Source organism: Kribbella sp. NPDC048928 (genome assembly GCF_043197975.1).
Lineage (GTDB): Bacteria > Actinomycetota > Actinomycetes > Propionibacteriales > Kribbellaceae > Kribbella.
The window spans coordinates 244847-262809 of sequence record NZ_JBICUC010000010.1; the positions used below are offsets into that span (position 1 = coordinate 244847).

At 68.2% G+C, this 17963-nt stretch carries 14 protein-coding genes; 11 read left to right on the forward strand and 3 right to left on the reverse strand.

Annotated features, from left to right (window positions below):
- Positions 1-2 precede the first annotated feature (2 nt).
- From ACGFI6_RS36170 to ACGFI6_RS36195, 6 genes are read left to right on the forward strand one after another with little or no spacing between them, the layout of a single operon-like run.
- Positions 3-917: a carbohydrate ABC transporter permease gene (locus ACGFI6_RS36170; RefSeq protein WP_393126810.1), complete on the forward strand. Its 915-nt coding sequence runs from the start codon at positions 3-5 to the stop codon at positions 915-917.
- Positions 907-1737 carry a carbohydrate ABC transporter permease gene (locus tag ACGFI6_RS36175; protein ID WP_393126812.1) on the forward strand — a complete coding sequence of 277 codons (831 nt, stop codon included), beginning with the start codon at positions 907-909 and terminating at the stop codon, positions 1735-1737. The genes ACGFI6_RS36170 and ACGFI6_RS36175 overlap by 11 nt, the downstream gene beginning before the upstream one ends.
- Positions 1734-2462, forward strand: coding sequence for an SDR family NAD(P)-dependent oxidoreductase (locus tag ACGFI6_RS36180; protein ID WP_393126814.1), 729 nt, complete (start codon positions 1734-1736; stop codon positions 2460-2462). Before ACGFI6_RS36175 ends, ACGFI6_RS36180 begins: the two co-directional genes overlap by 4 nt.
- 29 nt (positions 2463-2491) lie before the next feature.
- Positions 2492-4072 (forward strand): arylsulfatase, encoded by a 1581-nt coding sequence (locus tag ACGFI6_RS36185; RefSeq protein WP_393126815.1) that lies wholly within the window; start codon positions 2492-2494, stop codon positions 4070-4072.
- Positions 4073-4085: 13 nt separating this feature from the next.
- On the forward strand, positions 4086-5870 hold the full coding sequence (locus ACGFI6_RS36190; RefSeq protein ID WP_393126816.1) for a glycoside hydrolase family 2 protein: 1785 nt from the start codon (positions 4086-4088) through the stop codon (positions 5868-5870).
- Positions 5867-7879, forward strand: a complete 2013-nt coding sequence (locus ACGFI6_RS36195) for a hypothetical protein (protein WP_393126818.1) — start codon at positions 5867-5869, stop codon at positions 7877-7879. The genes ACGFI6_RS36190 and ACGFI6_RS36195 overlap by 4 nt, the downstream gene beginning before the upstream one ends.
- 99 nt (positions 7880-7978) lie before the next feature.
- On the opposite strand, the gene ACGFI6_RS36200 is transcribed toward ACGFI6_RS36195, so the two are convergent.
- Positions 7979-9214 carry an ROK family protein gene (locus tag ACGFI6_RS36200; protein ID WP_393126820.1) on the reverse strand — a complete coding sequence of 412 codons (1236 nt, stop codon included), beginning with the start codon at positions 9212-9214 and terminating at the stop codon, positions 7979-7981.
- 103 nt (positions 9215-9317) lie between these two features.
- Here ACGFI6_RS36200 and ACGFI6_RS36205 point away from each other — a divergent pair, with 103 nt between their 5' ends.
- Positions 9318-10826: an alpha-L-arabinofuranosidase C-terminal domain-containing protein gene (locus ACGFI6_RS36205; protein ID WP_393126822.1), complete on the forward strand. Its 1509-nt coding sequence runs from the start codon at positions 9318-9320 to the stop codon at positions 10824-10826.
- On the opposite strand, the gene ACGFI6_RS36210 is transcribed toward ACGFI6_RS36205, so the two are convergent.
- Positions 10816-12222 (reverse strand): sulfatase, encoded by a 1407-nt coding sequence (locus ACGFI6_RS36210; RefSeq protein WP_393126824.1) that lies wholly within the window; start codon positions 12220-12222, stop codon positions 10816-10818. The two genes, ACGFI6_RS36205 and ACGFI6_RS36210, sit on opposite strands and share 11 nt — an antisense overlap.
- On the reverse strand, positions 12215-13219 hold the full coding sequence (locus ACGFI6_RS36215; protein ID WP_393126826.1) for a LacI family DNA-binding transcriptional regulator: 1005 nt from the start codon (positions 13217-13219) through the stop codon (positions 12215-12217). Before ACGFI6_RS36215 ends, ACGFI6_RS36210 begins: the two co-directional genes overlap by 8 nt.
- A 96-nt stretch (positions 13220-13315) precedes the next feature.
- On the opposite strand from ACGFI6_RS36215, the gene ACGFI6_RS36220 reads away from it, so the two are divergent.
- The 4 genes from ACGFI6_RS36220 to ACGFI6_RS36235 are packed head-to-tail and all read left to right on the forward strand — an operon-like array spanning position 13316 to position 17962.
- Positions 13316-14767, forward strand: a complete 1452-nt coding sequence (locus ACGFI6_RS36220; RefSeq protein ID WP_393126827.1) for an ABC transporter substrate-binding protein — start codon at positions 13316-13318, stop codon at positions 14765-14767.
- Positions 14768-14769: 2 nt separating this feature from the next.
- A complete protein-coding gene (locus ACGFI6_RS36225; RefSeq protein WP_393126829.1) occupies positions 14770-15663 on the forward strand; it encodes a carbohydrate ABC transporter permease in 894 nt (297 codons plus the stop codon).
- The gene (locus ACGFI6_RS36230; protein WP_393126830.1) at positions 15660-16529 is read left to right on the forward strand and encodes a carbohydrate ABC transporter permease; all 870 of its coding nucleotides are present in this window, start codon (positions 15660-15662) and stop codon (positions 16527-16529) included. The genes ACGFI6_RS36225 and ACGFI6_RS36230 overlap by 4 nt, the downstream gene beginning before the upstream one ends.
- On the forward strand, positions 16526-17962 hold the full coding sequence (locus tag ACGFI6_RS36235; protein ID WP_393126832.1) for a sulfatase: 1437 nt from the start codon (positions 16526-16528) through the stop codon (positions 17960-17962). Before ACGFI6_RS36230 ends, ACGFI6_RS36235 begins: the two co-directional genes overlap by 4 nt.
- Position 17963: the final 1 nt, after the last annotated feature.

A 17963-nucleotide genomic window follows, 5' to 3' on the forward strand; every position in this document is an offset into this window, starting at 1 on the left:
TTGTGGCGGTTGCATTTGCGGCGCTGCGTGGCGGACGGCGGACTCGGTACCAGAACGGGTGGGCGCTGCTGTTCCTGGCGCCCTGGCTGATCGGGTTCCTGGCGTTCACGGCGGGGCCGATGCTGATGTCGCTGTACCTCGCCTTCACCAAGTACGACCTGCTGACCGCGCCGAAGTGGATCGGCGGTGGCAACTTCGGGCGGATGTTCGGCGACGATCCGCTGTTCCTGCAGTCGCTCAAGGTGACTGCGATCTATGTGGTCGTGGGGACGCCGCTGAGCCTGTGCTTCGCGCTCGGTGTCGCCGTGGTCCTGAACCGCGGGCTGCGCGGTCTGGACTTCTACCGCTCGGCGATCTACCTGCCGTCGCTGTTCGGCGGCAGCGTCGCGATCGCGGTGCTGTGGCGGAAGGTGTTCAACGGCGACGGCCTGGTCAACCAGATCCTCGCCCTGGTCGGCATCCACGGACCGTCGTGGATCTCCGAACCGCATACCGCGCTCGGCACGCTGATCGCGCTCGAGGTCTGGCAGTTCGGGGCGCCGATGGTGATCTTCCTGGCCGGGCTGCGGCAGATCCCGCGGGAGTTCTACGAGGCGGCGCAGGTGGACGGGGCGAGCCGGGGTCGGCAGTTCTGGAGCATCACGATGCCGCTGCTGAGCCCGATCCTGTTCTTCAACCTGACTCTGCAACTGATCCGGTCGTTCCAGGCGTTCGCCCCGGCCTTCATCATCAGCGACGGCTCCGGTGGACCTGCCGACTCGACGCTGTTCTACTCGCTGTACCTCTACCAGGAGGGTTTCGTGAACTTCGACATGGGCTACGCCGCGGCGATGGCCTGGATGCTCGTTCTGCTGGCCGGCGCCGTGGTGGCCGTCAACTTCTTCTTCGCCAAGTTCTGGGTGCACTATGAGAACTAAGAGGCGGCTGTTTGCGCATTTCGCGCTGATCGTGGTCACGCTCGTGATGCTGTATCCGCTGGTGTGGATGGTGGCGAGCTCCTTCAAGCCGACCGACGAGATCTTCTCCCAGCCCGGGCTGATCCCGCGGCACTTCGAGCCGTCCAACTACTCCGAAGGCTGGAAGGGCATCTCGACGGCGTTCAGCATCTTCATCGAGAACTCGTTGTTCATCTCGGTGCTGGCGATCATCGGCAACGTGTTCTCCTGCAGTCTGGCGGCGTTCGCGTTCGCCCGGCTGAACTTCATCGGCCGCCGGATCGCGTACGCGACCATGCTCGTCACGCTGATGCTGCCGACGCACGTGACGCTGGTGCCGCAGTACATCTTGTTCAACAAGCTCGGCTGGGTGAACACGTTCTATCCGCTGTTCGTGCCGCACTTCTTCGCGGTCGACGCGTTCTTCGTACTGCTGATGGTGCAGTTCATCCGGTCGCTGCCGCCCGAGCTGGACGAGGCGGCGCGCCTGGACGGCTGCTCGCCGTGGGCGATCTACCGGCACATCGTGTTCCCGCTGCTGCGGCCGGCGCTGGTCACCACGGTGATCTTCACGTTCATCTGGACGTACAACGACTTCTTCAAGCAGCTCATCTACCTGAACGACGTGCAGCTGTTCACGGTGCCGCTCGGGTTGCGGCAGTTCCTCGACTCGACCGGTGACTCGTCGTGGGGGCCGATGCTTGCCATGAGCACCCTTGCGCTGGTGCCGCCGCTGGTCCTGTTCGTCACGTTCCAGCGCAAGATCGTGGACGGCGTCGCGACGTCGGGGCTGAAGGGATGAGTGCGGTCGCCGTCGTCACCGGCGCGGGCGGCGGGATCGGTACGGCGATGGTGGCGACGCTCGTGAAGCACGGCTGGGCTGTGGTCGGCGTCGACCTGGTGGATCGGCCGGCCGTCCTGGACGGGGTCGAGTGGGTCGTGGGCGACGTACGCGACGAGTCGACCATCAGCCGCGCGCTCGAGGCGGCGGCGAGGATGGGGCCGGTACGCGGTCTGGTGACTGCAACTCTCACCGAACAACGTAGTGCGCTCGAGGGCTTGAGCAGCTCGGCGCTTGCGGAGGTGCTGGACGTGCAGGTTGCTGCCGCGTGGGCGTGGAGCACAGCTGTCGCCCGCGAAGCCCGCACACCTGACGACGATGTGTCGATCGTGCATGTTTCGAGCGTGCATGCGCAGCGGGCGCAGTCGGGGATGGCGGCGTACGCGATGGGGAAGGCGGCGCTGGACGCGCTCGTACGGGCAGCCGCGGTCGAGTGGGGTGCGCGTGGAGTGCGGTGCAACGCCGTACTGCCAGGATTCGTACCGGTCGACCGGAACAAAGCCCGCTGGTCCGACCCGAACGCTGCCCGTGAACTGCTCGCCAACCATCCGCTCGGCCGTTTCGTGACCGCCGAAGACGTGGCGCAGGTGGTGGCGTTCCTGCTCGGCCCCGAGTCGCGGGCCGTCACAGGCGTGTCCTTGCCGGTCGACGGCGGCATGCTCGCAACGCTGCCGCGCTGGGCCTGATCACTTACTCACTGAACTGCGAGGGATCTATGAGACCGAACGTCCTGATCATCCTGGTCGACGACATGGGCTACTCCGACATCGGCTGCTACGGCGGCGAGATCGGCACCCCGAACATCGACGGCCTCGCCGCGCACGGCGCCCGGCTGACGAACTTCTACAACACGGCACGCTGCAGCCCGTCGCGCGCATCGCTGCTGACCGGCCTGCATCCGCACCAGACCGGCGTCGCCGAGCTGGTCAACAACGACGGTCCCGGCGGCTACCCGGGCAGTCTCACCGACCGTTCCGCGACGCTGGCCGAGACCTTCCGGGCGGCCGGCTACCGCACGCACATGACCGGCAAGTGGCACCTCGCGAACGAGCGCGAGCAGCCCGCGGACACCTGGCCGACGCGGCGTGGGTTCGAGCGGTTCTGGGGGACGATCAGCGGCGCCGGCAGCTACTTCCAGACGACGACGCTGCACGACGGCGAGACGCCCGTACCGCTGTCCGACCTCGGACCGGATTTCTACTACACCGACGAGATCGGTGCGCACGCGGCCGCGGCGATCCGCGAGAGCGAAGGTCCGTTCTTCTCCTACGTCGCCTTTACCGCACCGCACTGGCCGCTGCACGCGAAGGAGTCGGACCTCGCCGAGACGCGTGGTGCGTTCGACGAAGGCTGGGACGTGCTGCGGACCCGTCGGCGGCAGCGCCAGCTCGACGCGGGCATCTGCGCGGCGGACGCGACCCTCGACCGCCGCGACCCCGAGGTGCCGGCGTGGGTGGACGAGCCCGAGCAGAAGTGGCAGCTCGAGCGGATGGAGGCGTACGCCGCCCAGGTCCGCGCGATGGATCGTGCGGTCGGCACGATCCTCGCGGCCCTCGACGAGACCGGGCAGCGGGAGAACACGATCGTCGTGTTCCTGTCCGACAACGGCGGCTGCGCCGAGGAGCTCAACAGCGCGCCGGAAGCGGCCGACAAGTTCCGGCAGCATCATTTGATCATCCCGCCGAGTGCCCCCGACGGAACGCCGATGAAGGTGGGCAACTCGCCCGACATCCGGCCGGGGACCCCGGACACGTACACGAGCTACGGCCAGGCGTGGGCGAACCTCTCCAACACGCCGTTCCGTCTCTACAAGCGCTGGGTCCACGAGGGCGGCATTGCGACTCCGCTGATCGTGTCGTGGCCGGCGGGCGGTCTGAACGAGACCGTCGTCGACGCACCGAACCAGCTCACCGACATCGCGCCGACGTTGCTTGAGGCAACCGATGTACCGGCGCTCACCGAACGCGCCGGACAGGAGCTGCCGACGCTGCCGGGGCGGAGCATGCTCGACCTGTTGCGTGGTGGACCCGCGAACGAGCACGACCTGTTCTGGGAGCACATCGGCAACGCCGCGATCCGCTCGGGCCAGTGGAAACTCGTCCGCGAGTACGAAGGACCGTGGGAGCTGTACGACCTGTCGGCGGACCGCAGTGAGAGCCGAAACCTCGCGCCCGAACAGCCCGAACGCGTGCAGGACCTGGCCGCTCGGTGGCAGACCTGGGCCGACACCGTCGGCGTCATCCCGTACGGCGACGTACTGACCGCCCGCGCCACGATGCCGAACCAACCCGCCTGAGAGGAGCAGTCGTATGGAGGTACGTCCGGAGTACCCCAGGCCGCAGTGGCGGCGGGAGCGCTGGCAGTCGCTGAACGGCGCGTGGGAGTTCGAGATCGACCAGAGCGACACGGGACTGCAGCGTGGGTTGCGCACCGCGCCGTACGGGCGGGAGATCCTGGTGCCGTTCGCGCCCGAGTCGGAGTTGTCCGGGATCGGGAACACCGACTTCATGGATGCGGTCTGGTACCGGCGCGAGGTGACCGTCGATCCGGGCTGGGTCGGTGAGCGGATCCTGCTGCACTTCCAGGCCGTCGATCATGACACGACGGTGTGGGTGAACGACGTGGAGGTCGGCCGGCACCGCGGCGGGTCGACACCGTTCGCGTTCGACATCACCGAGGCGTTCGACGGTGGCCGCGCGACGATCGTCGTCCGCGCACGTGATCCGCGGACGGGGGTCCAGCCGCGCGGCAAGCAGGCGACCTGGTACGAGAACACCGGCTGCTACTACACCCGTACGACCGGCATCTGGCAGACCGTTTGGCTCGAGCCGGTCGGTCGCTCGTACCTGAAGCGCCCGCGGATCACCCCGGACGTGACGAACTCACGCTTCATCGTCAGCACGCCGATCGACAACCCGCGCCGCGGGCAACGGCTGACCGTCGAGCTCACCGACGCCGACGGTGTGGTCGCCTCCGAGGAAATTGCCATCGGCACGGACTTCACGCCGGCCAGCGTGCTGACCGTTCCGGCCGACCGGCGCCGGCTGTGGAGTCCTGATGATCCGCATCTGTACGGCTTGCGCTTCGTGCTCGCGGACGGTGGAGTGGTCGACGAGGTCGAGAGTTACGCCGGGCTGCGGTCGGTCGCGATCGAGGGCAACAAGGTGCTGCTGAACGGCGAACCGTTCTTCCAGCGGCTCGTGCTCGACCAGGGGTACTGGCCGGACGGCCTGATGACCGCGCCGAGCGACGATGCGCTCGTCCGCGACATCGAGCTCGGTCTCGCCGCCGGGTTCAACGGTGCCCGCCTGCACCAGAAGGTCTTCGAGGAGCGGTATCTCCACCACGCGGATCGCCTCGGCTACCTGGTCTGGGGGGAGTTCCCCGACTGGGGTGCGCAGGGGCAGGGCCCGCGGGGCAACAACCAACAGCCCACGACGGCGTACGTCGCCGAGTGGCAGGACGTGGTCGCGCGGGACTACAACCATCCGTCGATCATCGGCTGGTGCCCGCTCAACGAGACGCACCAGGACCTGCACGACCGCGAGACGCAGCTCGACGACGTCACCCGCGCGATGTTCCGCGCGGCGAAGACCGCGGATCCGACCCGGCCGGTGATCGATGCCTCCGGCTACAGTCACCGCGTTCCGGAGACGGACATCTGGGACAGCCATTCGTATGAGCAGGATCCGGAGGCGTTCGCTCGCCAGCTGGCCGGTCTGGCGAAGGGCGAGCCGTTCGGCAATGTGAGCCGGGAGGGTGCGCCGCAGTCGCTTCCGTACAGCGGGCAGCCGTACATGGTGAGTGAGTACGGCGGTATTTGGTGGAACGCGGAGGCTGCGGCGGCGAGTGGTACGGACCGGCGGGAGTCGTGGGGGTACGGGCAGCGCGTCAGGTCGTTGGAGGAGTTCTACGAGCGTTTCGAGGGTCTGACGCGGGTGCTGCTCGAGGATCCGGACATGTTCGGGTACTGCTACACGCAGCTCACCGACGTCTTCCAGGAACAGAACGGGCTGTACGGGTTCGACCGGTCGGAGAAGTTCGACATCGCGCGGATCCGCGCTGTGCAGACGGGCCGGAAGGTGCAGCCATGAGGAAGCAGACCGGGGTGATCGCGGTTGCGGCGGCTGTTCTCCTGACCCAACTGCCGGCCGCGGCCCAGTCCAGCGCGGCCCAGCCTGGGGCGGAGTGGCCTGACGCCGGGCGGATCGGGATCCGGGTCGATCGTGGGCCGCTGGTGATGTCCGACGGCGTGCCCGCTCCGGCGATCACGCCGGAGATCTTCGGCGCGAACGCTCGTTGGATCGACAACGAGCTCGGCGCCTGGGATCCCGCGACCCACGGGCCCGCAGCCGGGTTCGCCGACGCCGCGCATGCTGCCGACCTCGGGCTGATCCGCTACCCGGGCGGCACGGTCGCGAACTTCTTCGACTTCAAGAAAGCGATCGGCCCGGTGGCGCAGCGCGGCTGCCAGACGTCGGGTGGGTTCGCCGCCGTACGCTTCGGCAACCTGCCTGGCGCGCGGAACGGGTTCGGGCCGGACGAGGAGGAGTCGCTCGTCTCCCAGATCGGCGCGAAGACGATGGTGATGGTGCCGTCGATCAATCAGACGGCCCAGGACGCCGCCGACTACGTCGAGTACATGAACTCGCCCAGCGACGGCGAAGCAACCAATCCGAACGGCGGCACCGACTGGGCCGAGGTCCGGGCGGCGAACGGGCATCCGGCCGCGTACGGCATCAAGACCTGGGAGTACGGCAACGAGCCGTTCCTCGACGGTCAGCGGTACTGGCGCGATCAGGACCCGCAGACCCGCGTGCAGCAGTTCATCGAGGGCGGCTGGAGCCGGCAGACGGCCGCATCCACCACGTACCAGGACGACGACGGGCTGTTCAGCGGCTGCGACCTGGTGAACCGGAAGGCGAGCACGGGCGCCGCCGGCCAGACGTACCGCACGCGGTACAACCCGATCGCCTTGCCGGCCGACGCGACTGCTGCCTCCGGGCCGATCGCGGAGCCGGTGCTCACAGTCAACGGCGCGCAGTGGAAGCGGGTTGATTCGCTGACGACCGCAGGTGCGACGGATCAGGTGTACGAGGTCGGGAAGGCTGACGGCACGATCAAGTTCGGGGACGGGACGCACGGGGCGATCCCGGTGCAGGGTGCCAGGTTGAGCATCGAGTACACGACCGGCCGGCAGGACGGGTTCCTCGACTTCGTGCGGGCGATGAAGGCGGTCGACCCGAAGATCACGGTCTGCTCGGGCTGGGGCAAGCCGGAGTTCGTCGAGGCGATGGGCGCGCGGCCGTACGACTGCATCGGCATCCACTCCTACACGGATCAGGCGGGCGGTGACGCCGACGGGGCGTACGACTCGACGGAGCTGTACCAGCAGTTGATGAACGCGAGCGACGTGCCGACGCAGGAGCTCGCCGAGCTGCGCCAGGACATCGCGAAGAACTTCCCTGACCGGCGGAAGCGTCCCGCGCTGACGGTGACGGAGTACGGCACGATCAGCCGGAACGGGCCGACCGGGGTCAGTACGCCGGGCAACTTCGCGGCGATGCAGATGCACAACGTGTACGAGACCACGATGCTGATCGGGCAGCTCACGAACGGTGTCCGGCTGTCGATCAACTCGAACCTGAACGGCGGGCCGAACGCCGATCCGGCGAAACGGGACTGGGGCAACATTCTCGGGTCCCCGCCCGGCTTCGGGATCACCGGGCGCTCGCTCTCGCTGACGTTGGCGGCACCAATGATCGGGTCCGCACCGCGGCAGGTGACGACGACCGGCAACCCGGTGCTGCCCGGGCAGAACTACACGGCCGTGGTGGCTGCCGCGACCCGGGCGCACGGCGGTGTGCAGTTGCTGGTGGTGAACCGGAGCCTGGACAAGTCGATGCCGATCACGGTTGATCCGGCCGGTGGTCCGGCGGTGAAGTCGGCGCGGCAGACGACGGTGACGAACGACGACATCACGGCGTTCAACAACGACCAGGAACAACCGGTACAGCGGACGACCAAGACCCTCGCCAAGGGCCAGAAGGTCCAGGCCGACCTGCCTCCACACTCAGCCAACTTGATCGAGCTTCGGTACTGAAGGACGGGTAGTGGTCGGCCGTAGGCCATATCGGACGAGCCGGCCAGGCGTAGCTCGGGTGGGCTGTGGTCACCACTACCCGTTCTTCGGTACGCGGATCTAGACCAGGGCGGGGACCAGGGACTCGGGGGAGCGGTAGACGGCGTCGAGCATGATGGCGGCGGCGGCGATGCCGAGCGCGTGCGGGCCGAACGCGCTGGGCAGGATGCGCGCGGTGAAGGAGCCGGCGCCCTCGGCGGAGTTGCTGTGGGACGTGGGGGTCGTGCCTCGGTTGGTGGCTAGTTTGTCCTGGGCGGCTTCGCGGAGGATCGAGACGTCGTCGACCGGGGCGCTGATGCCGCCGCCGATCACGACCAGCTCCGGATCGAGGAGCTCGATCAGGGTGGCCGTGGCGGTGCCGACCAGGGCGGCCCGGTCCTGCAGCAGGCCGCGTGCGCGGAGGTCGCCGCCCAGCGCGAGCGCGAAAACGTCGTACACCTCCTGCTCGTCGGTGATCAGGCCGGCCACGCGGGCCCGGCGGGCGACCTCGAGGTCCCCGCCGACGACCGCGAAACAGTCGTGGCTGCCGCACGTGCACGGTTCGCTGGACCGTCCGGCGACGGGGAAGTGGTCGAGACCGCCGGCCGCCGAGTGCACCCCACGGTACGGCGAACCGTTGAACACGAACCCCGCGCCGGCCACGTTCCCGACGAACAGGTGCACGAAGTTGTCCACGCCGACGGCTGCGCCGAACCAGTGCTCGGCGAGCGCCAGCGCCCGGACCTGCGAGTCGACGAGGATCGGGAGGTCGAGCAGTTCGTGCAGGGTCGAGGCGAGCGGGGCCTCCTGCCAGTCGAGGACCGGCTGCCCGTGCACCAGCCCGCTAGCGCTGTCGACCCAGCCGCCGGTGCTCGCGCCGACCCCCAGAACGGTCAGATCGTGACCGTCGATCAGCTTCCGTACGGAGCGGGCAGCGCTGCGGGCGAGCCGTTCGAAGTTGGTCGTGCGCTCGGTCGTGTGGGCCTCGGCGATGAGCTGTCCGCGCAGGTCGATCAGGCACATGTTGACCCGGCGCAGGCCGAAGTGCACACCGACGACGCCGTACGTCGAGTCGTCGATCGCGACCGGCACCTTCGGACGGCCGGTGCCGCGCTGGGCCGGCTCGGGGGACTCGCGGAGCAGTCCGGCGCGGACCAGCGCCCCGGTGAGCCGGGTGACCGAGCCGGTGGACATCCCGATCGCGGTGGCGAGGTCGGTGCGGGCGGTCGGGCCGGAGCGCATCAGCTCACGCATGATCGTCGAGTAGTTCTGCTGCCGGATGTCGCTGAGCTGGGCAGAACGCGTGAGCTCCTTCATGGGAACGGTTCTAGCACGTCGGAGGCGGTCCGACACGTTGACACCCTCGGCGCCGAGTCTTTATCTTCAAGTCAGAGAAAAAACGGCGGAAGGATGCTGATCAGTGCGTACAGAGGCGACGTTCACGCTGCGGGGGACGGTCGGCGGGGCGATCCGGCCGGAGATCTACGGGCAGTTCCTGTCCCGGCGCCGCTGGGTGGCCGACGAGGCGCTGCACAATCCCGGTCATCCGGACGCGGACGCCGACGGCCTCCGCCGAAGCGTGGTCGACGCGATCACCGAGCTCGGCGCGCCGGTGGTGCGCTGGCCGGGCGGCTGCACCGGCACGTCGTACGAGTGGGAACGGGGGACCGGTCCGGAGCGTGAGCGGACGGTCGACTGGCACTTCGGCTACGACGTCGGCAACGGCTTCGGTACGGCGGAGTTCGTCGCGTACTGCCGGCGGATCGGGGCCGAGCCGCAGATCAACCTGACCACCGGCACCGGATCGTTGCGCGAGGCGCTCGCCTGGGTCGAGTACTGCAACGGCAGCGGCGACTCCGTCTACGCGAACCTGCGCCGCTCGCACGGGTACGACGAACCGTTCGATGTCCGGTACTGGCAGATCGGCAACGAGGAGTGGGGTACCTGGGAGCTCGGCCAGATCGGCCCGCAGGAGAACGCGGTCCGCTGCCGCGAATGGGCGAAGGCGATCAAGCGGATCGACCCGACGCTGAAGGTGCTGGCGATCGGCTGTTTCGAGCCGAACCAGTCCATCGACTGGAATCTCGCGCTGCTGCGGGAGGCCTGGGACCACATCGACTACCTGACGCTGCACACCTACTGGCAGTTCGACCCGAACGCCGAGGGCGGCGACTACGCGCGGGTGCTGAGCGGCCCGTACCGTACCGAGGACGCGATCGTCGCGATCCAGGGACTCGTGGACCTGGTCGCCCGCGAGAAGCCCGGGACGCCGAAGCCCGAGCTCGCGTTCACCGAGTGGAACTGTGCGGACGCCACCCGCTTCGAGATGAGCCCGAAGTGGCGTCCGGGCGAGACCCGCTACCGGACCGTTGACGCGCTCGCGGTCGCCTCGTTCCTCAACGTCCTGCAGCGACAGTCGAGCAGCGTTACGCTGGCGAACTTCGCCCAGACCATCAACGTCGTCGGCGCCCTCGTCGTCACCGACGACCAGGTCGTACGGGAGACGGTCTACTGGCCGCTGCAACTGCAGCGCCACCACAGTGGCGGGATCTCGCTGGGCGGCGACACCCGGTGCGAGACGGTGCCGGGGGAGACCCTCGAGCGCGCCGCGATCGAGCTGCCGGCGCTCGACGCCAGTGCCTCGACGGATGCGGGCGGTACGACGGTGTGGCTTTCTGTCGTGAACCGCGACCGCGAGCGCTCCGCGCGGCTGGCGGTCGACCTCGGTGTGCCGCTGCTGAGCAATGTGGTGCGGGTCCACCAGTTGCACACCGAGGATCCGCTCGACCGGAACACCGTGTCGGAGCCTGACAGCGTTCGGCCGCGGTCCGCGGAGGTCAAGCTCGACGACGGTCTCGCACTGGTCCTGCCGCCGAGCTCGTACTCGATCATCGAACTCACCACGACGAGCCCGCTCGTCAGTCTGTGACGCTCCATCGCTCCAGCTCCTGCTGAAGTTGGCGCAGCGTCGCGGCCAGCTCGGTGCGGCCGGCCAGGTCGTGCAACTCGAAGGGATCCGCGTCCAGGTCGAAGAGCTGGGTCGCGTTCGCGGTGGCCAGCAGCTTCCAGCGGCCGGCGCGGATCATCCGGCGCTTGCCGGACTGGGTGACCTCGTTGACGGTGTCGACCGCGACGCCACCGGACGCCGTCTCGCGGAGTCCAGGGGTCCGGTCGCCGAGCGCGTCCTCGTCGAGCGGCTCGCCGTAGCCCTGCTCGGCATAGACACTCAAGAATCCAGGGGCGTCCGGATCCGTCAGCAGCGGCACGAGGCTGCGGCCCTGCGTGCCCTCTGGCACCGGCTGCTCTACCAGCTCACACAGCGTCGGCAGTACGTCGGCGATCGACACGTGAGCGGGACTGGGCCGCACGTCCGCGCGGACCCCGGGCCCGTGGAAGAGCATCGGGATCCGGGTCAGTACCTCCGGAAGGCCAGGGCCCTTGCGCATCAGACCGTACTCGCCGGCAAAATCGCCGTGATCGGCGACGTGCACGAACAGCGTCGACTCCAGCCGGCCGGTCTCCTCGAGATGTGCGACCAGCCTCGCCAACTGGTCGTCGACGAGCCGCAGCATGCCGACGTAGTTCGCGCGAGCGCGCGCCAGCAGGTCCGGATCCGCCTCGCCGCTGCGTTGCGCAAGCTGACCTGCGTAGCGCCAGTCGAAGCCGCGATCCTTCAGTACGTCGAAGGTGGTCGCGGCCGGTGGGACTGCATCAGGCGCGAGGAAGTACGGCCCGGGCACCTGGTACGGGACGTGCGGTTCGGGGATCGACAGCCAGAGGAACGAACGCTCCTCAGGCGCGGCCGAATCCAGCCAGCTGATCGCCTCGTCGACGATCCGCACCGGCAACTGGTGCTCGAGCGGGAACGGCGTCGGCCTGGGCGTCGTCCCCGGGTTGGCGCGCAGCCAGTCGTCGAACTCGCGGTCGCGGCCGGTCGCCGCGATCGCCGGCACACGTCCGAAGTGGCTGTACTCGACCCAGTGGTCGAGGCGATCAGGGGTGAGATGCGAGTGGTTCTTGCCGACCAGCGCCGTACGGAAGCCGGCCTTCCCGAGTACGTCGATGAGGTCCGGTCCGCGCACCGGGTCGTCGTACCCGTTGTTGCCGAGGACGCCGTGTGCCGACGGGAAGCGTCCGGTCAGCAGACTGATACGGGCCGGCACGCAAAGCGGCGTCGTGGTGTACGCACGGTTGAACCAACGCCCGGTGGTGGCGAGGCCGTCGAGGGTGGGCGTGCAGTCGATCGGAAAGCCCTCGCGGGCGGTCAGGTCCGCGCGCTGCTGGTCGGTCATCACCAGGACGATGTCCCGCGGTGGCTCAGCCACCCGTGCTCTCCCGGACCTCGAGATGGAAGCCCGCGATGAACTCGCGTGGCGCCGACGAGAAGCTGCCCTTCAACCGGTCGGCGAGCAGCCCGACCGCGGTCTCGGCGATGTGCCGCTTGTCCGGCGCGATCGACGTGAGACTCGGCCGGGTGTAGCGGTTCTCGGTGATGTCGTCGATGCCGACCACGGCGACATCCTCCGGCACCCGGACACCATGGTCGTACAGGGCACGCAGCGCGCCGTGCGCGAGCAGGTCGTTCGAGCAGAAGATCGCGTCCGGCGGCTTGCTGAGCGAGAGCAGCCGTTCGACCGCCTCGACGCCCTTCTCCTGGCGCCAGCGCCGCAGCGGCATCACCAGCCGCGCCGCCGGACGGATGCCAGCGGCAACCAGCGCGTCGCAGTACCCCTCGTAGCGGCCGCGGGAGACGGCGTCGCCGCTCGGCGCGGCGCCGATCGAGGCGATCCGTTTCCGGCCGAGATCGATCAGGTGCTCGGTCGCGGCGCGGCCGGCGGCGTAGCTGTCGATCGCCACCCGGTCCGCGACCCGGGTCATCCGCTCGCCGAGCAGCACCATCGGCGTGGTGTCCGTACGGGCCGCGAAGTCCGCCGGCTTCAGCATCCGGCCGGGGACGAACAGCAGGCCGTCGATCAGATGGGACCGGATCCCTTGCAGGACAAGGCGTTCGCGATCCGGATCGGCCTCGGTCTGATCGATCAGGACGGTCCAGCCGTACCCCTCCGCGGCCTTCACCACCAGCTCGGCCAGCTCCGCGAAGTACTGGTTGCCGATCTCCGGCACGGCCAGGGCGATCACGCCCGAACGGCCGTGCCGCAGGCTCCGCGCGGAGACGTTCGGGCGGTAGCCGAGCTCCTCGATCACCTGCTCGACGCGTTCGCGGGTCGCGGCGCCGACCCGGCCGGTGCCGTTCACGACGTTCGACACGGTCTTGATCGACACTCCGGCCCGCGCGGCGACGTCGCTCAGTGTTGCGGCCATCGGAACCTCCCCTCGCCAGGGACTATACACAGCGCCGCAGTTCTTGATACAACGCTGTACCAACACCGGCCGGGCACCGTTTCCCGAGGAGGACTCATGATCAGCAGGCGAAAGTTCCTGGGCGCATCGGCCGGGGGTGTGCTCGGCGCGCTCGCCGCGAGCGCCTGCAGTACCGCTCCCGGTGGCGGTGGGCAGGCTGCCGGTGCCAAGACGCTGCGCGTCTGGGACCACTTCCAGCCGCGCGAGGACCTGCACAAGAAACTGTTCGCGGACTTCCAGAAGTCCACCGGAACCGTTGTGCAGTACACGGTCTACAACCCGAACCAGCAGGGTCAGGCGCTGCAACTGGCGTTCGGCAGCAAGCAGTTGCCCGACATCTACACCACTGCCGGCGTGAAGTTGCCGCAGCCGCGGCTGAAGAAGGACGGCTGGATCGCGCCGATCGAGCTGACCAAACAAGACCTGTCAGCGATGCCGGCCGACTGCTTCCTGAACGGGTTCACGCACTTCGACGACAAGCTCTACTCGCTGCCGATGGTGAACTACCGGCAGTACGGGACACTTACTTGGTACAACGTGGAACTAGCCGAGAAGGCGGGACTCGACGCGGAGCGCGACCTGGCTACCTGGGACGGCTTCCGGTCCGCCGCCGCGAAGATCAAGTCCTCGGGCGGTGACGGTATCTCGGGCTGGATCGCGCCGCTGCAGTTCGCCCAGCGGCTCGGCGAGCACGTCTCCGATCTGGCGATGGCGGCCGGCGGAGCGGGCGCCACCGACCCGCGGACCGGCGCGTACGCGTACGGCACAGATCCGTACGTGCACGCGATCGACTTCCTGATGTCGCTGAAGAAGGACGGGCTGATCTTCCCGGCGTCCTCGTCGCTGGACGCACGGACCGCCCGCGCCCGCTGGTCGACCGGTGTGGCCGGGCTGTTCTTCGACGGCCCGTGGAACATCGGCGTGATCAACGACCAGTTCAAGGTGTTCCTGGACAAGGTCGGCGTGGTGTCGATGCCGACGGCCGAGGCCGGTAGGCCGCTGGTCGTCTACGCACCGCCGAAGGCCGGCGACTACGTGACCGCGGCGACCTCCAAGGACCCCGAGTTGGTCGCGAAGCTGCTGAAGATCTTCACCACCGAAGAGGTGATGCTCGCCGAGACCGAGCAGATGGACGGCATGCCGGTCGACCTGGCCCTGGTGAGCAAGGCGAACGTGCACCCGACGTACAAGAAGGCCGCCGAGCTGTTCGGGAAGCAGATCAAGCTCCGGCCCGCGCCCGAGGTCCGCAACTCCGGGGTCAGCGAGGTGGTCGCGGAGATGAAGCAGATCGAGCCGGATCTCGGCGGCATCGTGCAGGGCGTGCTGTCCGGTCAGTTGCCGGACGCCCGCAAGGCGCTCACCGACCTGGACCGCAAGCTCACCGCGGAGCGCGAGCGTGCGATCAAGGCCGTCGCCGCCAAGGGCGTGAAGGTCAGTGCCGACGACTGGGCCTTCGCGAACTGGGTTCCGGGGCAGGACTACGGCCGCGACAAGTACAAGACGTCGTGAGGATGGCGCGGAACCGGCTGTGGATCTGGTTGTTCCTCACGCCGACAGTCATCCTGTACGGCGCGTACACGGTCTATCCGGTCCTCGCGAGCTACTGGTATTCGTTCGTCGAGTGGAACGGGTTCGACGCGGCCAAGACCTGGGTCGGGCTGGCGAACTACCGGGCGGTGCTCGCCGACCCACTGTTCTGGAACTCGTTCAAGATCACCGTGCTGTTCATGATCGCGGTGGTGCCGCTCAAGGTCGTCCTGACGCTGCTCCTCGCTCTCGTCCTGAACTCGCCGAAGCTGCCGATGCGGACCCTGTTCCGGACGGCGTTCTTCCTGCCGGTGGTGACCACGACCGCCATCGTCGGCGTGGTCATGCAGTTCGTCTTCGACCCCGCATCCGGCCCGGTGAACGTCGTACTGCGCAAACTCGGCCTGGTCGCCGACGGGGTCAACTTCCTCGGTGACCCGAAGACCGCGCTGTGGACAGTGGTCGCCGTCTACATCTGGAAGTGGTTCGGGGTCACGCTGATCTACTGGCTGGCTGCGCTGCAGACGGTGCCGGACGAGGTGTACGAGGCGGCGGCCATCGACGGCGCCGGGCCCGTCGGGCTGCTCCGGTACGTGACGTTCCCGCTGCTGAAGCCGTTCGCGGTGATCATCACGCTGCTGACGCTGGAGAGCACGCTGAAGGTGTTCGACCTGATGCTGACGATGACCAACGGCGGCCCGTTCTACGCCACCGAGGTGGTGGAGATCTACATCTACCGGTGGGCGTTCGCGGCCACCGTGCCCGAGCTCGGCTTCGCCTCGGCGGCCGCGGTGATCTTCGGCCTGTTCGTCGGGCTGCTCGGGGTGCTGCAGCTGCTCGGGATCCGGGCGGCCCGGAAGACGAGGAGCGCAGCATGAGTACGGTCGTTCAGCGCAATCGGTGGACCGCGGCGCGGATCGTCCGCAGGCTGCCGTGGTGGGGTGCCGCGCTGGTGATCGGGATCGGCGGGCTGCTCTGGATCTATCCGTTCCTGTGGATGATCGGCGCGTCGCTGAAAGATCCGCTCGAGGTGTTCACGTCCGGCCTGTCGCTGATCCCGAAGCACACCCAGTGGGGCAACTACGGGCGGGCCTGGAGCGACGCCGGCTTCGGGCAGTACCTGTTCAACACCGTCGTGGTGACCGTGACGACCGTGGTGCTCGTCGTACTGCGGTGTGCGATGGCCGGGTACGTACTCGCGCGGCACCAGTTCTTCGGCCGGAAGATCGTGATGGGGATCCTGATCGCCACGTTGTTCGTGCCGACCGGGTACACGATCATCCCGGTGGTCGAGATCTCGCAGCGGCTCGGCCTGCTGAACTCGCTGACCGGCATGGTGCTCGCGCTGTCCGGCGGGGCGCACGTCGCGTCGGTGCTGCTGTACCTGGGCTACTTCCGGCAACTGCCACGGGAGCTGGAGGAGTCGGCCGTGATCGACGGTGCCGGATTCCTCAGCATCTTCGGCCGGATCATGATGCCGCTGGCCAACCCGGTCACCGCGACCGTGACGTTGCTGACGTTCCTCGGCACCTGGAACGCGTTCTTCCTGCCGCTGGTGTTCAGCTTCTCGCGGCCGGACCTGCGTACGCTCAGTGTCGGAATGCTGGCGTTCGTCGGTGAGAACTCGACCGACTGGTCCGGGATGGCCGCCGCGGCGACGATCTCGCTGCTGCCGGTGGTCGCGCTGTTCGTCGTACTCCAACGCTACTTCGTCGAGGGAATCGCAGGAGCCGTCAAGTCATGAGTGAACGTCCGAACATCCTTCTGATCTGCACCGACCAGCAGCGCTACGACACGCTCGGTGCCTATGGCAACGAGTTCGTGCAGACGCCGAACCTGGACCGGCTGGCGCAGCAGGGGGTGTTGTTCGAGAACTGCTACGTCCAGAACCCGGTCTGTTCGCCGTCGCGGGCGACGCTGATGACCTCGCGGTACCCGCATGCCCACGGCCTGTGGGCGAACGGGGTACAGCTGCCGGACCACGAGCAGTTCTTCACGAAGAACCTCGCCGACGACGGCTACGACTGCGGCCTGGTCGGCAAGCTGCACCTGTCGGCGTGCAAGGACGGCCGGCTGGAGCCGCGGCACGACGACGGCTTCCGGGTGTTCCGCTGGGCCCACGATCCGTACCCGGGCTCCTCGGAGAACCAGTACCACCGCTGGCTGAAGACGGCGTACCCGGAGATCTACGCGCAGGCGCGGACGCCCCGGCACGGGTTCGACAACGTACCGACCGAGGCGCACTACAGCCGCTGGATCGGCAACGAGACGATCGACTTCCTGCAGGAGTCCCGGGACGCCTCGAAGCCGTTCTGCTTCATCGCGAACTTCTTCGACCCGCACCACGGCTTCGGCGCTCCGCAGGAGTACCTCGAGCGGTACAAGTCCCAGGAGCTCCCGCGGCCGGTGACACGACCGGGAGAGCTGGACAGCAAGCCGCCGATCCTCACCGAGGCGTCCAAGGAGTCGTACGGCGGCCACGCGCCCGGCTACGTCACGTACTCCGAGGACGAGCTGCAGGACGTCAAAGCGGCGTACTGGGCGATGGTCACGCTCGTCGATGACGAGGTCGGGCGGATCCTTGAGGCGCTCGAGGAGGAAGGGCTGGCGGACAACACGATCGTGGTCTTCACCAGTGACCACGGTGAGATGCTCGGCGACCACCAGCTGATGCTCAAGGGCCCGATGATGTACGACTGCGCCGTCCGGGTGCCGCTCGTCGTACGGTGGCCGGGGCAGCTGCCGGCGGGGGAGCGGCGTGCCGAGCTGGTGCAGTGGATCGATCTGGCGCCGACGTTCCTGGAGGCGGCCGGTGCGCCGGCGCTGCCGCGGGCGCAGGGGGAGAGTCTGCTGCCGTTGGCGCGCGGAGAGGACGACGCGTTCACCCGGGGGTGGGCGCTGTGCGAGTACCGCAACAGCGGGCATCCGTACGATCCCGCCGTACACACGACGATGTTGCGGACCGGCCAGTGGAAGATGGTGGTCTACCACGGGTTGCCCGCGACGGACCGCGAGCGTACGGGGGAGTTGTACGACCTCTCGGCGGATCCGCAGGAGCTGGAGAACCTCTGGGACGACACGGGCCATGCTGGTGAGCGCCTCCGACTCCAGGAGATGCTCATGGACGTACTGGTCGCTACGGAGGACCGCAGTCAGCCGCGGATCGACCACTTTTAGC

Excerpts from the sequence above, each read along its gene's own strand:
- ACGFI6_RS36220 (WP_393126827.1), top strand. The coding sequence starts at position 13,316 with ATGATCAGCAGGCGAAAGTTCCTGGGCGCATCGGCCGGGGGTGTGCTC.
- ACGFI6_RS36195 (WP_393126818.1), top strand. The coding sequence starts at position 5,867 with ATGAGGAAGCAGACCGGGGTGATCGCGGTTGCGGCGGCTGTTCTCCTG.
- ACGFI6_RS36185 (WP_393126815.1), top strand. The coding sequence starts at position 2,492 with ATGAGACCGAACGTCCTGATCATCCTGGTCGACGACATGGGCTACTCC.
- ACGFI6_RS36215 (WP_393126826.1), bottom strand. The coding sequence starts at position 13,219 with ATGGCCGCAACACTGAGCGACGTCGCCGCGCGGGCCGGAGTGTCGATC.
- ACGFI6_RS36180 (WP_393126814.1), top strand. The coding sequence starts at position 1,734 with ATGAGTGCGGTCGCCGTCGTCACCGGCGCGGGCGGCGGGATCGGTACG.
- ACGFI6_RS36230 (WP_393126830.1), top strand. The coding sequence starts at position 15,660 with ATGAGTACGGTCGTTCAGCGCAATCGGTGGACCGCGGCGCGGATCGTC.
- ACGFI6_RS36175 (WP_393126812.1), top strand. The coding sequence starts at position 907 with ATGAGAACTAAGAGGCGGCTGTTTGCGCATTTCGCGCTGATCGTGGTC.
- ACGFI6_RS36235 (WP_393126832.1), top strand. The coding sequence starts at position 16,526 with ATGAGTGAACGTCCGAACATCCTTCTGATCTGCACCGACCAGCAGCGC.
- ACGFI6_RS36225 (WP_393126829.1), top strand. The coding sequence starts at position 14,770 with ATGGCGCGGAACCGGCTGTGGATCTGGTTGTTCCTCACGCCGACAGTC.
- ACGFI6_RS36200 (WP_393126820.1), bottom strand. The coding sequence starts at position 9,214 with ATGAAGGAGCTCACGCGTTCTGCCCAGCTCAGCGACATCCGGCAGCAG.
- ACGFI6_RS36190 (WP_393126816.1), top strand. The coding sequence starts at position 4,086 with ATGGAGGTACGTCCGGAGTACCCCAGGCCGCAGTGGCGGCGGGAGCGC.